General features: G+C 41.2%; 15 protein-coding genes. 10 read left to right on the top strand and 5 right to left on the bottom strand.

The genetic code is table 11. The annotated features are described in order from the left end of the window. Nucleotides 1-2: 2 nt before the first annotated feature. The 9 genes from SOR_RS07125 to SOR_RS07085 all read left to right on the top strand — a co-directional run bounded on the left by SOR_RS07125 (nucleotide 3) and on the right by SOR_RS07085 (nucleotide 6,734). Nucleotides 3-680, top strand: coding sequence for a DnaD domain-containing protein (locus SOR_RS07125; RefSeq protein ID WP_000220745.1), 678 nt, complete (start codon nucleotides 3-5; stop codon nucleotides 678-680). 96 nt (nucleotides 681-776) lie between these two features. After that, nucleotides 777-1,535: a triose-phosphate isomerase gene (tpiA, locus tag SOR_RS07120; RefSeq protein ID WP_000087899.1), complete on the top strand. Its 759-nt coding sequence runs from the start codon at nucleotides 777-779 to the stop codon at nucleotides 1,533-1,535. A 191-nt stretch (nucleotides 1,536-1,726) separates the two neighbouring features. Then, nucleotides 1,727-2,245, top strand: coding sequence for a Dps family protein (locus SOR_RS07115; RefSeq protein WP_000229890.1), 519 nt, complete (start codon nucleotides 1,727-1,729; stop codon nucleotides 2,243-2,245). A 209-nt stretch (nucleotides 2,246-2,454) separates the two neighbouring features. Then, entirely contained in the window at nucleotides 2,455-2,793 is a 339-nt protein-coding gene (locus SOR_RS07110) for a zinc ribbon domain-containing protein YjdM (RefSeq protein ID WP_001061600.1), read from the top strand. Between the two features lie 2 nt (nucleotides 2,794-2,795). Then, entirely contained in the window at nucleotides 2,796-3,419 is a 624-nt protein-coding gene (locus SOR_RS07105; protein WP_000775200.1) for a Pr6Pr family membrane protein, read from the top strand. Nucleotides 3,420-3,531: 112 nt separating this feature from the next. Then, complete coding sequence (locus tag SOR_RS07100; protein WP_000816255.1) at nucleotides 3,532-4,683, top strand: MFS transporter; 1,152 nt, start codon at nucleotides 3,532-3,534, stop codon at nucleotides 4,681-4,683. A gap of 99 nt (nucleotides 4,684-4,782) precedes the next feature. Next, on the top strand, nucleotides 4,783-5,532 hold the full coding sequence (truA, locus tag SOR_RS07095) for a tRNA pseudouridine(38-40) synthase TruA (protein WP_000199153.1): 750 nt from the start codon (nucleotides 4,783-4,785) through the stop codon (nucleotides 5,530-5,532). Further along, a complete protein-coding gene (locus SOR_RS07090; protein ID WP_000794801.1) occupies nucleotides 5,522-6,295 on the top strand; it encodes a bifunctional hydroxymethylpyrimidine kinase/phosphomethylpyrimidine kinase in 774 nt (257 codons plus the stop codon). The genes truA and SOR_RS07090 overlap by 11 nt, the downstream gene beginning before the upstream one ends. Then, nucleotides 6,273-6,734, top strand: a complete 462-nt coding sequence (locus SOR_RS07085) for an ECF transporter S component (protein WP_000814956.1) — start codon at nucleotides 6,273-6,275, stop codon at nucleotides 6,732-6,734. The genes SOR_RS07090 and SOR_RS07085 overlap by 23 nt, the downstream gene beginning before the upstream one ends. A 222-nt stretch (nucleotides 6,735-6,956) precedes the next feature. Here the strand turns inward: SOR_RS07085 and SOR_RS07080 are convergent, their stop codons facing one another. From SOR_RS07080 to SOR_RS07060, 5 genes are all read right to left on the bottom strand, one after another. After that, the gene (locus tag SOR_RS07080) at nucleotides 6,957-7,688 is read right to left on the bottom strand and encodes a hypothetical protein (protein ID WP_000930852.1); all 732 of its coding nucleotides are present in this window, start codon (nucleotides 7,686-7,688) and stop codon (nucleotides 6,957-6,959) included. A 12-nt stretch (nucleotides 7,689-7,700) separates the two neighbouring features. Beyond that, entirely contained in the window at nucleotides 7,701-8,783 is a 1,083-nt protein-coding gene (locus SOR_RS07075; protein WP_000040918.1) for a M24 family metallopeptidase, read from the bottom strand. 127 nt (nucleotides 8,784-8,910) lie between these two features. Beyond that, on the bottom strand, nucleotides 8,911-9,693 hold the full coding sequence (gene gatD / locus SOR_RS07070) for a lipid II isoglutaminyl synthase subunit GatD (RefSeq protein ID WP_000263173.1): 783 nt from the start codon (nucleotides 9,691-9,693) through the stop codon (nucleotides 8,911-8,913). Beyond that, nucleotides 9,693-11,036, bottom strand: a complete 1,344-nt coding sequence (gene murT / locus SOR_RS07065; protein WP_000770018.1) for a lipid II isoglutaminyl synthase subunit MurT — start codon at nucleotides 11,034-11,036, stop codon at nucleotides 9,693-9,695. The genes gatD and murT overlap by 1 nt, the downstream gene beginning before the upstream one ends. Nucleotides 11,037-11,241: 205 nt before the next feature. Further along, nucleotides 11,242-12,558, bottom strand: coding sequence for an FAD-containing oxidoreductase (locus SOR_RS07060; RefSeq protein WP_000958954.1), 1,317 nt, complete (start codon nucleotides 12,556-12,558; stop codon nucleotides 11,242-11,244). A 191-nt stretch (nucleotides 12,559-12,749) separates the two neighbouring features. Here SOR_RS07060 and SOR_RS07055 point away from each other — a divergent pair, with 191 nt between their 5' ends. Beyond that, nucleotides 12,750-14,027, top strand: a complete 1,278-nt coding sequence (locus SOR_RS07055; protein ID WP_000841594.1) for an L-lactate MFS transporter — start codon at nucleotides 12,750-12,752, stop codon at nucleotides 14,025-14,027. The last annotated feature ends 25 nt before the right edge of the window (nucleotides 14,028-14,052 follow it).

The following is a 14,052-nucleotide window of genomic DNA, read 5'->3' as shown; positions in this document are numbered from 1 at the left end:
TTATGACATATTTTGACGCTTTTAAATCAGGGAACTTGGTTTTGCCAAGTGCCCTGCTCTTGCATTTTAAGGAACTCTTTCCTTCCAGCGAAGATTTTCTCGTCTGGCAATTTTTCTATTTACAAAATACCACAGCCCTAGGAGATGTTTCGCCTAGTCAGATTGCTGAAATCATTGGGAAAGAAGTAGCAGATGTCAACCAATCCATTTCGAATTTGACAGAAAATGGGTTACTACAATATCGTACCATTGAACTAAATGGGGAAATTGAGCTCATTTTTGATGCTAGTTTGGCTTTTGAACGCTTGGATAGCTTGCTAGACAGCCAAACTCCAGCTACAACAGCCCCCAACCCGCAAAATCAATTGAAGGATCTGGTTGAAACGTTTCAGCAGGAATTGGGACGCTTGTTAACGCCATTTGAAATCGAAGATCTTTCTAAGACAGTCAAAGAAGACGGAGTTAAGGCGGATTTGATTAAGGAAGCTCTCCGAGAGGCCGTCCTCAATGGCAAGCCAAACTGGAAATATATTCAGGCAATCCTACGAAACTGGCGCCATGAAGGCATTCAGTCTGTGACTCAGGTAGAGGCCAAACGAGCAGAGCGAGAAGCGAATAATCCCAAACAAGTTCAGGCTTCGGCTGATTTTCTCGATGCCATGAATTTGTGGCAAGATTAGTCGCTTGAAAAATCTTGAAAATTAGAGTAAGGTTTGCAAGCTCCTTATAAATATGATAGAATAATAGTGAATAAAATGAAAAAAGAGGTATGTGAAATGTCACGTAAACCATTTATCGCTGGTAACTGGAAAATGAACAAAAATCCAGAAGAAGCAAAAGCATTCGTTGAAGCCGTTGCATCAAAACTTCCTTCATCAGACCTTGTTGAAGCAGGTATCGCAGCTCCTGCAGTTGATTTGACAGCTGTTCTTGCTGCTGCTAAAGGTTCAAACCTTAAAGTTGCTGCTCAAAACTGCTACTTTGAAAATGCAGGTGCTTTCACTGGTGAAACTAGCCCACAAGTTTTGAAAGAAATCGGTACTGACTACGTTGTTATCGGTCACTCAGAGCGTCGTGACTACTTCCATGAAACTGACGAAGATATCAATAAAAAAGCAAAAGCAATCTTTGCAAACGGTATGCTTCCAATCATCTGTTGTGGTGAATCACTTGAAACTTACGAAGCTGGTAAAGCTGCTGAATTCGTAGGTGCCCAAGTATCTGCTGCATTGGCTGGATTGACAGCTGAACAAGTTGCTGCATCAGTTATCGCTTATGAGCCAATCTGGGCTATCGGTACTGGTAAATCAGCTTCACAAGACGATGCACAAAAAATGTGTAAAGTTGTTCGTGACGTTGTAGCAGCTGACTTTGGTCAAGAAGTTGCGGACAAAGTTCGTGTTCAATACGGTGGTTCTGTTAAACCTGAAAATGTTGCTTCATACATGGCTTGCCCAGACGTTGACGGTGCCCTTGTTGGTGGTGCGTCACTTGAAGCTGAAAGCTTCTTGGCATTGCTTGATTTTGTAAAATAATCTCAGTTATTCCAGACAGTCTTCTAAGACTGTCTTTTTTTTAAAAAATTCTGTATATTTTTCTTAAATTATCAGTCTATTGCAACTTTTCTCAGATAGTACATTTTCCTTGATATCATTTTCTGGTAGTAGTATACTTGTATTATAGCTACTGTGAAGTAGTTATAAAAAAATGAAAAGAGGTAAGAAATATGGTTGAATTGAAAAAAGAAGCAGTAAAAGACGTAACAACATTATCTAAAACAGCGCCAGTAGCATTGGCAAAAACAAAGGAAGTATTGAACCAAGCAGTAGCGGACTTGTATGTGGCTCACATTGCCCTTCACCAAGTTCACTGGTATATGCGTGGTCGTGGTTTCCTCGTATGGCATCCAAAAATGGATGAATACATGGACAGCCTTGATGGCTATCTTGACGAAATCAGCGAACGTTTGATCACCCTTGGCGGCAAACCTTACTCAACTTTGACAGAATTCCTTCAACACAGTGAAATCGAAGAAGAAGAAGGAGAATTCCGTAACGTTGAAGAAAGCTTGGAACGTGTTCTAGCGATTTATCGCTACCTCATCGCTCTTTTCCAAAAAGCTTTGGATGTGACTGATGAAGAAGGCGATGATGTTACAAACGATATCTTTGTTGGTGCTAAGGCTGAACTTGAGAAAACAGTTTGGATGCTTGCAGCAGAACTTGGACAAGCTCCTGGTTTGTAAAATATAGTTGCTACCCCTTTTATCATGTGGTGCTTGATAAGTGCCCATGACCAATCATCTTTTAAAAGTCATGTAACTGTAAACAGTTGCATGATTTTTTTGTCTGCTGGACTTAGGACACATTGTCAAAAGTAGGATTTTACGGTATAATAGTTGCTGTTCAATAACATATGAATTTTAAAGAATAATTGTTAGTTTTAGGAGGACTTATGAACAACTTACCAAATTGCCCAAAATGTAATTCAGAATATGTCTACGAAGACGGAAGTCTCTTGGTCTGCCCAGAGTGTGCCTATGAGTGGAATCCTGCAGAAGTTGCAGAAGTAGAAGAAGGTGTTGTTGCTATCGATGCCAATGGAAATAAATTGGCTGACGGCGATACTGTAACCCTTATCAAGGACTTGAAAGTAAAAGGTGCGCCAAAGGATTTGAAACAAGGAACTCGCGTTAAAAATATCCGTATCGTAGAAGGTGACCACAACATCGACTGTAAGATTGATGGTTTTGGAGCCATGAAACTCAAGTCAGAATTTGTTAAGAAAATCTAGCCATGAAACTGAATTATAAATTTATCTTTTATAGTCGTGTACTTTTGTTCTTAGCGGCATTTACAGGAGTTTATTTGGAGATTACCAAGCACGGTGGCTTTGGTATGCTCCTTTACTACACAGTGTTGTCCAATCTTTTGGTAACGATTTTCACGGGCTATTTGCTCCGTGTGATGAGCCGTTCAGGTGAAAATTGGCAAAATTCGACCCTACTTCGTCTCAAGGGTGGCGTTACCATGAGTATCATGATTACCTGTGTGATTTACCATTTTATGCTTGCTCCGATCGCGACAGACTTTTACAGAGTGGAAAATTTCCTTTGCCACTATATCGTTCCACTCTGGTTTTTAGCCGACACCCTCTTCTTTGATAAACGGGGTCAATACAAGATCTGGGATCCAGTCTTGTGGACCATATTGCCCTTGGTTTATATGATTTTTGCCTTGTTTAACGGTCTGGTCTTAAAACTCAATATTCCGAATTCCAAGGACAATCCCTTCCCTTATTTCTTTTTAAATGTGAACAAGGGTTGGGACGTGGTTATCAAATGGTGTTTGATCATTTTTGCGGCGTATATGGTTGCAGGCTTCATCTTCTATCTGATCAAGCAAATCAAGCGAAAATAGTCTTCCTATTAGGAAAGTTAGGACGGAGTCTCTAGTTCAATCGGGCTCCTTCTTTTCTTGCCATCTTCCTTTTACAAGGATCAACAGTGAGAAATATATAGAAAGAAAATCCATGAAACAATATTTAGAACGGGCTAGTATTTTGGCCCTCTCCCTCGTTTTGATTACCTCCTTTTCCATCTCAAGTGCTCTGCCAGCCATGTTTGACTATTATCAAGGCTCCCCCAAAGAACAAATCGAGCTCCTGGTCAGTCTCCCTTCTTTTGGAATCATGATTATGCTGATTTTAAATGGGTTTTTGGAGCGTTTGCTTCCTGAGCGACTTCAGATTAGTCTGGGACTTCTCATCCTCTCTATCGGTGGAACAGCTCCCTTCTGGTATCAGGATTATAACTTTGTCTTTGCTATGCGGATTTTATTTGGTTTGGGCGTGGGGATGATCAATGCCAAGGCCATTTCCATTATCAGTGAACGCTATCATGGAAAGACACGGATCCAGATGCTGGGTCTCCGCGGATCAGCAGAAGTTGTTGGGGCGTCGATTTTGACTCTAGTGGTCGGTCAGCTCTTATCCTTTGGGTGGACAGTGACCTTCTTGGCCTACAGTGCGGGATTTTTAGTATTGATTCTTTATCTGCTCTTTGTCCCTTATGTCAAAGAAAAGAAAGAAACAAAGAAAAAAGAGGCCGAAACGACTCGTTTGACAGGACAGATGAAAGGCTTAATTTTTCTCTTGGCTGTCGAAGCAGCAGTTGTTGTCTGTACCAACACAGCTATCACCATTCGTATTCCTAGTCTGATGGTGGAAAGAGGTCTAGGGGATGCCCAGTTATCGAGTTTGGTTTTAAGTATCATGCAGTTGATTGGTATCTTGGCAGGTGTGAGTTTTTCTTTCTTTATCTCTCTGTTTAAAGAAAGGTTGCTCCTTTGGTCAGGTATCACCTTTGGATTGGGGCAGATTGTGATTGCCTTGTCTCCGTCATTGGGTGTGATGGTAGTTGGAAGTGTTGTGGCAGGTTTTGCCTACAGCGTAGCCTTGACCACTGTCTTTCAGCTTCTTTCTGAAAGAATCCCAGCCAAGCTCCTTAATCAGGCAACATCTTTTGCAGTGCTAGGATGCAGCTTTGGAGCCTTTACGACACCTTTCATTCTTGGGGCGATTGGCTTGGTGACTCAAAACGGTATGTTGGTCTTCACCATTCTAGGATGCTGGTTGATTGTCACTTCTATCTTTGTTATGTACGCACTTCAAAAGAGAGCTTAGGATTGGTTTCCTAAGTTTTTCTTTTCGGAATTTTTGTACCCAGACAGTTATTAGTTTTTAAACTTGTTTACACTTTTATTTCCTGATAAAATAGAAGTTATGACAAGATATAAAGCAATCATTTCCTATGATGGTTATGCCTTTGCTGGTTTTCAGCGCCAGCCTCATGCGCGGAGCGTTCAAGAGGAAATCGAAAAAACTTTAACGAGACTCAATAAGGGGCAAGCCATCACTGTACACGGTGCTGGTAGGACTGATAGTGGGGTCCATGCTCTGGGACAGGTGATTCATTTTGACCTGCCCTATCAGATGGATGAGGAAAAACTCCGTTTTGCTCTAGATACCCAGTCTCCTGAAGATATCGATGTGATTTTGATTGAGATTGTGGCCGATGATTTTCATTGCCGTTATGCAAAACATAGCAAGACCTATGAGTTTATCGTGGATAGAGGGCGTCCCAAAAATCCTTTGCGCCGTCACTATGCCACTCACTTTCCCTATCCGCTTGATGTAGAACGCATGCAGATGGCAATCAAAAAGCTAGAGGGAACCCATGATTTCACCGGTTTTACAGCATCTGGAACCAGTGTAGAGGACAAGGTTCGAACTATTACAGAAGCCAGTCTTAGTGTTGATGAGACAGGGCAGTTTTTGACCTTTACCTTTTCAGGAAATGGCTTCTTGTATAAGCAGATTCGCAATATGGTGGGGACGCTGCTCAAAATCGGAAATGATCGAATGCCAGTTGAGCAGATTGACTTGATCTTAGAAAAAAAAGACAGACAGCTTGCAGGTCCAACAGCAGCACCGAATGGCTTGTATTTAAAGGAGATTCGTTATGAAGAATAATCGTATTTTAGCCCTTTCTGGGAGTGATATTTTTAGTGGTGGTGGTTTATCAGCTGATCTTGCCACCTATACCTTGAACGGCTTGCATGGCTTTGTAGCTGTCACTTGTTTGACGGCCTTGACCGAAAAGGGCTTTGAAGTCTTCCCTACGGATGATACTATTTTCCAACATGAGTTGAATAGCTTACGTGATGTGGAATTTGCAGGGATTAAGATTGGTCTTCTCCCTACTGTCAGTGTGGCTGAGAAGGCATTGGACTTTATCAAGCAACGTCCAGGAGTGCCTGTGGTATTGGACCCTGTCTTGGTCTGCAAAGAAACGCACGATGTAGCTGTCAGTGAACTCTGTCAAGAGTTGATTCGCTTTTTCCCTCATGTCAGTGTGATCACGCCAAATCTTCCTGAAGCAGAATTATTGGCTGGTCAGGAAATTAAAACATTGGAAGACATGAAAGCTGTAGCGCAGAAATTGCATGATTTAGGAGCGCCAGCAGTTATTATTAAGGGAGGCAATCGCCTCAGTCAGGACAAGGCTGTAGATGTCTTTTATGATGGACAAACTTTCACTGTTCTAGAAAATCCTGTTATCCAAGGTCAAAATGCTGGTGCAGGTTGTACCTTTGCCTCAAGCATTGCCAGTCACTTGGTTAAAGGTGATGAACTTTTACCAGCAGTAGAGAGCTCGAAAGCTTTCGTTTACCGTGCTATCGCACAATCAGATCAATATGGAGTAAGACAATATGAAGCAAACCAAAACAACTAAAATCGCCCTTATATCCCTCTTAACCGCCCTTTCTGTGGTTCTAGGTTATTACTTGAAAATTGGAACGGCAACAGGAATATTGACTCTCTTGGATGCAGGTATTTTCTTTACTGCCTTTTACTTTGGCAGTAAAGAAGGGGCCGTCGTTGGAGGACTAGCAGCTTTTCTGCTTGACCTTTTATCAGGCTTTCCACAGTGGATGTTCTTTAGCTTGGTAAACCATGGCTTGCAAGGATTTTTTGCAGGCTTTAAAGGCAAATGGCAATGGCTAGGCCTTGTCTTGGCTACTATCGTCATGGTAAGTGGCTACGCCCTAGGTTCTACCCTGATGAATGGCTGGTCAGCAGCCTTACCAGAAATCCTTCCAAACTTCCTGCAAAATACCTTGGGAATGATTGTGGGGTTTGTAGTCTTTCAGAGTGTTAAGAAGATTAAGTAGAGAGGTTGAGTCAAAAGTCTTTAAAATCAAAAAACGCATAGTATCAGGTGTTGAATAAACTTGATACTATGCGTTTTATTATTTTGACTCTCAGTCTTCCTGTAGATAATAGGAAATTACAACAGAAGAATTACTATCAAAATAGGAATCTTTATCAAAATATTTGCAATTTTCTATTGTAATACTATGTATTTTGTAATTCTTAATAAAATGTGGTATTTTTCAATATTTTTCTTCAAGTAATGTTACATTATGAAATCCAATATTCTCAAAAAGCTCTTTTACTTCGAAAGGTTCTTTTGCAAGTAAAATCTCATAATCATCAGGTGGAAGAATATACTGATTCTTTAAAATATCATTAAGCCGCTCCGAAATTCGTAAACTAACATTTTTAGGCATACTTGAGTCAGTGTTTTCACTTGAGATTCTAACTTTTCCTGTTAAAATTCCATAATCATTATAATCTAAAGTAAAACACCAAGTTGAAATTCGACTATTTGAATATACCTCCAAATTAATTAAAGTTTGGCTAATTTCTACTTTTTTTATTCGAATAATTTTATCGGTTTCTTCGTGAATTATTCTATTGAACTCTTCTTGATTTAAGAATTCTGGAAATTGAATGGATAAAGATTGTCTAAGCTCCTCATCTTGTTTCTTTTCAAGACGCTCTTGACTATTCCATGAGTGTACTTCAAGAATAATATTTACAACTTTACCTGGAATACTTATAACATTAGAAATTCCTGTCATAGTATTATTGACTATATTCACAGCTCCATCTACAGTATTGCCAGTTATTTTTGAAGTTTCATCGACAACTATTTTTACGGCTTTTGAAGTCTCATTAGCAATATCATTAACAACCTTCGAGGATTCATTAACGATACCATTAACAACCTTAGAAGTTTCGTTAGTAACGTTGTCAACTAATTTAAAGAAATCATTTAACATAAAATAATACCATTAATCAAAATAAAGCAAATCTTTGCTGGTGCTTGTAAAGAGGTCAAAGCCATCCTTAGTGACGACACCGCAATCTTCGATACGAACACCGACCTTACCAGGAATATAGATACCTGGTTCAACAGAGAAGCACATGCCTTCTTCGATGACCATGTCGTTTCCTTCCATGATAGAAGGGAATTCGTGGACATCCATACCGATACCGTGACCGAGACGGTGGTTGAAGTACTCACCATAACCAGCTTTTTCGATGACCTCACGGGCAGCGCGGTCTACTTCATGAGCAGTCACACCAGGTTTGATAAAGTCAAGGGCAGCTTGTTGGGCTTCAAGGGTCAAGTTGTAAATATCTTTTTTGAATTGGTCTGGTTTGCCGACAGCGACCGTACGAGTCATATCTGAGGCATAGCCATTAACCATGACACCGAGGTCAAAGAGGAGAAGGGCGTCCTTTTCAACTTTGTTTGCACCAGGAATTCCGTGCGGATTTGCAGCGTTATCGCCAGTTAAGACCATGGTATCAAAGCTCATTTCATAGCCTTCACCTTTCATGGCAAAGTCGATTTGGGCAATGATATCTGTCTCTGTCTTATCAAGAGAAATATTGTCAAAACCAACCTTAACAGCCTTATCAGCATAAAGACCTGCAACCATCATTTTTTGCACTTCGTCAGCTGATTTGATGACGCGCATGCGTTGGATGCGAGGAGTGAGGTTTTCAAACTCAGCAGTTTCAAAAACTGTTTTCAAACCATGGTATTTGGTTAAGATGAGATTGTCAAACTCAACAGCGACACGTTTGAAATCAAGTTGTGGAAGAGCATTTTGGATTTTCTTCCATGGGTTTTCAGAGTCCACATAGCCCACAACTGGGAAGGAAACAGTGCTGCTTGCACGCTCTACTTCAAGGGCTGGAACAAAGAGAAGCGGTTCCTGATCTGCTAGAACAAAGAGGAACATTTGGCGTTCATGGGGATCACTGTAAAAGCCAGTGACGTAATTAATAGTGACGGGGTCAGATACGACAGCGACGTCTAGTTTTTCTGATTCAAGATATGTTAGGATTTGTTGTAATTTAGACATATGCTACCTTCTTTCTACCCCTCTATTTTGGCAAAAAAAGAGAGAAAATGCAAGGGAGAAGGGTAAAAGAACAGGCAAAAAGAACTCCGACAAGATAGGGGAGTTCTTTGATCTAATTTTCCTTGGTTTAAGAAAAGTCAGCCTTGCTTTTCACGTCGCTGTATTCTTCAGCGATTTCTTGACTGAGAATATCCTCATAGGCAGGGAGTTGGATGTCCTGACCGTATTTTTTTCGGAGGGCAGTAGTGACTAGGCGATAAGCCAGATTGGCATTACGAGAGAGGATAGGTCCGTGGAAGTAGGAACCAAAGACGTTCTTATAATGAACCCCTTCGCCGACCTTTTCTTCGTTGTTTCCATTTCCATAGACAACCAATCCCAGTGGTTTTTGGTCATCTGAGAGGAAGGTACGGCCCTGGTGATTTTCAAATCCATAGTAGGTTTCATTGAAATCTTCATTGTGAATCTTGATGTCACCGATAAAGCGGTTATTGGTCTGGTTGAGGGTATAGTGGCCCATGACCCCTAGACCTTCGATGCGCTTGCCTGAAGCTTCAACATAATATTGACCCAATAGTTGGAAACCACCGCAGATGGCTAGAACAACACCATCGTTTTGGATGTAGTTGTCAATGCTCTCTTTTTTAGCAGGAAGATCGCCAGCGATAATACTTTGTTCAAAATCTTGACCCCCACCGAAAAAGGCGATGTCGTAGTGGTTTTCATCAAAGTCATCATGGAGAGAAACGATGTCAACTGTCACATGAGCCCCCAGCTTTTCAGCCACATACTTGAGCATAAGGATGTTTCCATTGTCTCCATAGGTATTCATGAGATTTCCATAGAGGTGGGCGATGTTGAGCTGATAAGGGTAGTTGCCAGCTTTTGAGGAAAGTGAAGTATAAACCATTAGTTCATCTCCTTTCTAACAATCTGACGACTAGCCAGCAGTTCACGGAATTCTAGCATAGCAGTATAGGTAGCCAGGATATAGGCATGCTTGCAGTCTTGGTTCTCAATGGTTTTGAGAACTTGCTCCAGATTGCTTGTCTCAGTGATTTTATCAGCTGGGTAGCCAGTCACTCGAAGACGGCGTGCGATTTCAGAATGACGAACACCGCCAGCATTGATTGCAGGGATATCCATGTCAGTGATTTGTTCAAAGTCTGCATCCCAGATCCAACTGGTATCAATCCCATCAGCATAGTTGGCATTGAGGAGGACAGAAAGGCTAAATGGATAAGGCGCTAGTTTAATCATCTCGATAGCCTGAGTTGCACCAACCGGATTCTTGATGAGGACAAGGGTACATTCTTTGTTACCGATATGGAAGGTTTCCTGACGACCAAAGACTGCACGACTCTTGTCAAATCCTTGTTTGATCCGTTGTGAATCTGCACCGAGGAAGCGAGCAATGGCAACCGCAGCAAGGGCATTGTAGATGTTGTAAAGTCCACCGATTTGGATGCCGTATTCTTGTCCGTCAATGACAAAACGAGAGCGATTGTTGGTCAACTCAACTAGTTCTGTCAGACGGTAGTCCAAGTCAGGTCGTTTGCAGCCACAATTTTCGCAGATATAGGCACCCAAGTTGGCATAGGTATTGTGCTCATATTTGAGGATGCCTTGACAGTCAGGGCAGAGAATCCCTTCGGTATTGTAGTGAGCCAGTTGGGCTGGCCCTTTCTCCAAGTCTAAACCAAAATACTGAACTGGGTTTGGAATAGCTGGTTTATAGAAAAGCGGACTGTCACCATTGAGGAGAACAGTAGCCGTAGGCACCTTACGGATGGCATCCAAAATCATGTTATAAGTTGTGTAAATCTCACCGTAGCGGTCCATCTGATCACGGAAAATATTAGTGATGACAAAAAGGCTAGGATGGATGTAGTCACAGATACGAGATAGACTGGCCTCGTCAATTTCTAGAACGGCAATGTTTTTCCCAGTTTTAGAGGATTTGGCCGTCAAGAAGGTTGTCGTAATCCCTGTAATCATATTGGCACCGCTTGGATTGGTCAGAACTTGACCATAAACTTCTTTTAAAATACCGACAGTGAGAGCAGTTGTCAGGGTTTTCCCGTTGGTTCCAGTGACCACGACAATCTCGTAGTTCTTAGCTAGGTTTTGTAAAATATCTTTATCAAATTGAAGGGCGAGTTTTCCAGGGAGCGTACTTCCACGGCCAAGACGGCTCAAAATAAAATGAGAAGAACGCCCAGCTAGGAGACCCAAAGTAGTTTTTAATTTCATGTTTCTATTATATCATAAAAGAGGGAAAAGACAGATTTGATACTCAATGAAAATCAAAGAGCAAACTAGGAAGCTAGCCGCAGGCTGTACTTGAGTACGGCAAGGTGAAGCTGACGTAGTTTGAATTTGATTTTCGAAGAGTATGAGATTTCGCAGAAACAAAAACAGCCCGACGAGGGCTGTTAGCTAACAAATCAGTCTCAACTTAAATCGCAAACAAGTCATTCAAGTTCTCAGCCAAGGTTGGGTGAGTGAAGATTTGTTTTGTGAAGTAAGTGTAAGGAATCTTGTTGTCCATGGCAACAGTGATGATGTTGATGATTTCTTGTGAACCTTCTGAGAAGATAGTTGCACCGAGAATTTCTTTGGTTTCAGTATTCACAACAGCTTTGAAGGCACCTCGAAGGTCGCCATTTACATGACCACGAGGCATCGCAGCAACAGGGATTTCCTTAACAGCGTATGGAAGTTTCAAATCAGCTGCTTGGTTTTCAGTCAAACCAACTTGTGAAAGTGCAGGTGTGATGAACATGGTGTTTGGCACATTGAGACGGTCTTCAAGAGTGTAGCTGCCATCTCCAGCAAGGTAACTATAGACAACACGGAAGTCATCAAGTGAAATGTAGGTAAATTGAGGTCCACCATTGACGTCTCCAACTGCAAAGACACCAGGAACGTTTGTTTGACAATGTTTGTCGACCTTGATAGCACCACGCTCTGTTAGTTCAATATCAGTATTCTCAAGTTGAAGTGGTTCTACGTTTGGCTTACGTCCAGTTGCGTAGAGAAGGGCGTCGAAACGGTAGGTTTCATTTTCAGTTACGACAAGGACTTGATCACTGTCGTTTTTGATTTCAGTAGTACGGATGTTTTGAAGCAATTCAATACCGTCTTCTTCCATGTACTGTTTAGCAAGAGCTGCGATGGAAGGTTCTGCTCGAGGTAGAAAAGTATCCAAGGCATCTAGGACTGTAACTTTGCTGCCAAGTTTGTTGTAAAGGCCTGCAAATTCAAGACCGATATTTCCGCCACCAAGGACACCAAGTTTTTCAGGCAATTTGTCCAAGTTTTGGATACCTGTTGAGTCAAAGACGTTTTTGCTTGTAGCAAGTCCAGGGATTGGCAAGACGTTTGAAACAGCACCAGTGTTGATAACGATAGTTTCAGCAGTCAGTTCTTGTTTTTCATCACCAGCCTGGATTTCGATGACTTTGTTTGAAAGGAAGTGAGCTTCCGCATCAAAGATATCTACACCTGTTCCCGCAACAGTAGCATAGTTTTTGCCGTTGAGGCGACTAGTGATAGTATTTTTGGTAGCAATGACTTCTTCAAAAGATAAGTCTTTCTCAGCAGCAACTAGCAAGGTTTTAGTTGGGATACATCCGATGTTGATACAAGTTCCACCGTACATAGCTTTGCTACGTTCAACCAGGGCAACTTTTTTGCCAGCTGAAGCCAATTTACCAGCTAGTGTTTTCCCAGCTTTACCAAATCCAATAACGATTAAATCATATGTTAACATTTATAGTCCTCCTATTCGATTTTCATTCTAGCATAAGAAAACACTTTTTGCACAAATCTGCTACGAAAAAGACAGAAAAGATAAAAACGCTTTCCAGACAAAAAACTAGTAATTTTTTGACAAGCTTGATAGACTAAAATCCTATCTATTTTTATGTAAAATAGAATAAATGTTCGAAAATAGGAGGTTTTATGAAATCGAATCGTTATATTATTGCCTTTGCTGGGGTCATTTTACACTTAATGCTGGGTTCGACTTATGCTTGGAGTGTTTATCGCAACCCTATTATTGAAAAAACGGGATGGGATCAGGCTTCTGTTGCCTTTGCCTTTAGTCTAGCAATCTTTTGTTTGGGATTATCGGCTGCATTTATGGGGCGTTTGGTAGAAAAATTTGGTCCGAGAGTCATGGGGAGTCTATCTGCTTTTCTATACGCAGGTGGAAATATCTTAACAGGATTTGCAATAGAACGTCAGGAGCTGTGGTTGTTGTATCTCGCTTATGGCATTTTAGGTGGGCTTGGTTTGGGAGCAGGCTATATTACCCCTGTGTCAACGATTATAAAATGGTTTCCTGATAAACGTGGTCTCGCAACAGGTTTAGCGATTATGGGGTTTGGTTTTGCTTCTTTATTGACTAGTCCCATAGCGCAACATCTCATCGCAGGGGTAGGGCTTGTAGAAACTTTTTATATTTTAGGTGCAAGTTACTTTATTATCATGCTCCTAGCTTCACAATTCATTAAGCGTCCAAATGAGCAAGAGCTTGCAATTTTATCTGTTTCAGGGAAAGAAAAAACAGCCTCTTTGACGCAAGGAATGGCTGCGAATCAGGCCCTGAAAAGCAATCGGTTTTATATACTTTGGATTATTTTCTTTATCAACATAGCTTGTGGTTTAGGTTTAATTTCAGCGGCATCGCCAATGGCACAGGAGATGGCTGGTTTGTCTACAAGTCATGCAGCAGTAATGGTGGGCGTTTTAGGGATTTTCAATGGGTTTGGTCGTTTGCTCTGGGCTAGTTTATCTGACTATATCGGTCGCCCTCTAACCTTTAGTATATTACTGCTTGTCAATCTTTTCTTTTCTCTCTCACTTTGGCTCTTTACAGATTCCGTTTTATTTGTAGTCGCTATGTCTATTTTGATGACTTGCTATGGAGCTGGTTTTTCATTGATTCCGGCTTATCTCAGTGATATTTTTGGAACCAAGGAATTGGCCGCACTGCATGGATATATTTTAACAGCTTGGGCAATGGCTGGTTTAGCAGGGCCTATTTTATTAGCAGAGACTTATAAAATAGCTCATTCATACACACAAACCTTGTTCGTTTTTCTCATTTTATATAGTATAGCCTTGGCTTTGTCTTATTATCTAGGTCGTTCAATCAAAAAAGGAAATCCAAAAACCGCTTACATGATTTTCCTTAAGGATTCTACTATCTTTTGCTTCTCTCTTGTGTTATACTAGATAGGTTGCAAAGAAACTCGTACTT

The organism is Streptococcus oralis Uo5, assembly GCF_000253155.1.
Lineage (GTDB): Bacteria > Bacillota > Bacilli > Lactobacillales > Streptococcaceae > Streptococcus > Streptococcus oralis_L.
The sequence above is the reverse complement of the archived record's forward strand: the minus strand, read 5'-3'. Positions and strand labels throughout refer to the sequence as shown.

Excerpts from the sequence above, each read along its gene's own strand:
- SOR_RS07125 (WP_000220745.1), top strand. The coding sequence starts at position 3 with ATGACATATTTTGACGCTTTTAAATCAGGGAACTTGGTTTTGCCAAGT.
- tpiA (WP_000087899.1), top strand. The coding sequence starts at position 777 with ATGTCACGTAAACCATTTATCGCTGGTAACTGGAAAATGAACAAAAAT.
- SOR_RS07115 (WP_000229890.1), top strand. The coding sequence starts at position 1,727 with ATGGTTGAATTGAAAAAAGAAGCAGTAAAAGACGTAACAACATTATCT.
- SOR_RS07110 (WP_001061600.1), top strand. The coding sequence starts at position 2,455 with ATGAACAACTTACCAAATTGCCCAAAATGTAATTCAGAATATGTCTAC.
- SOR_RS07105 (WP_000775200.1), top strand. The coding sequence starts at position 2,796 with ATGAAACTGAATTATAAATTTATCTTTTATAGTCGTGTACTTTTGTTC.
- SOR_RS07100 (WP_000816255.1), top strand. The coding sequence starts at position 3,532 with ATGAAACAATATTTAGAACGGGCTAGTATTTTGGCCCTCTCCCTCGTT.
- truA (WP_000199153.1), top strand. The coding sequence starts at position 4,783 with ATGACAAGATATAAAGCAATCATTTCCTATGATGGTTATGCCTTTGCT.
- SOR_RS07090 (WP_000794801.1), top strand. The coding sequence starts at position 5,522 with ATGAAGAATAATCGTATTTTAGCCCTTTCTGGGAGTGATATTTTTAGT.
- SOR_RS07085 (WP_000814956.1), top strand. The coding sequence starts at position 6,273 with ATGAAGCAAACCAAAACAACTAAAATCGCCCTTATATCCCTCTTAACC.
- SOR_RS07080 (WP_000930852.1), bottom strand. The coding sequence starts at position 7,688 with ATGTTAAATGATTTCTTTAAATTAGTTGACAACGTTACTAACGAAACT.
- SOR_RS07075 (WP_000040918.1), bottom strand. The coding sequence starts at position 8,783 with ATGTCTAAATTACAACAAATCCTAACATATCTTGAATCAGAAAAACTA.
- gatD (WP_000263173.1), bottom strand. The coding sequence starts at position 9,693 with ATGGTTTATACTTCACTTTCCTCAAAAGCTGGCAACTACCCTTATCAG.
- murT (WP_000770018.1), bottom strand. The coding sequence starts at position 11,036 with ATGAAATTAAAAACTACTTTGGGTCTCCTAGCTGGGCGTTCTTCTCAT.
- SOR_RS07060 (WP_000958954.1), bottom strand. The coding sequence starts at position 12,558 with ATGTTAACATATGATTTAATCGTTATTGGATTTGGTAAAGCTGGGAAA.
- SOR_RS07055 (WP_000841594.1), top strand. The coding sequence starts at position 12,750 with ATGAAATCGAATCGTTATATTATTGCCTTTGCTGGGGTCATTTTACAC.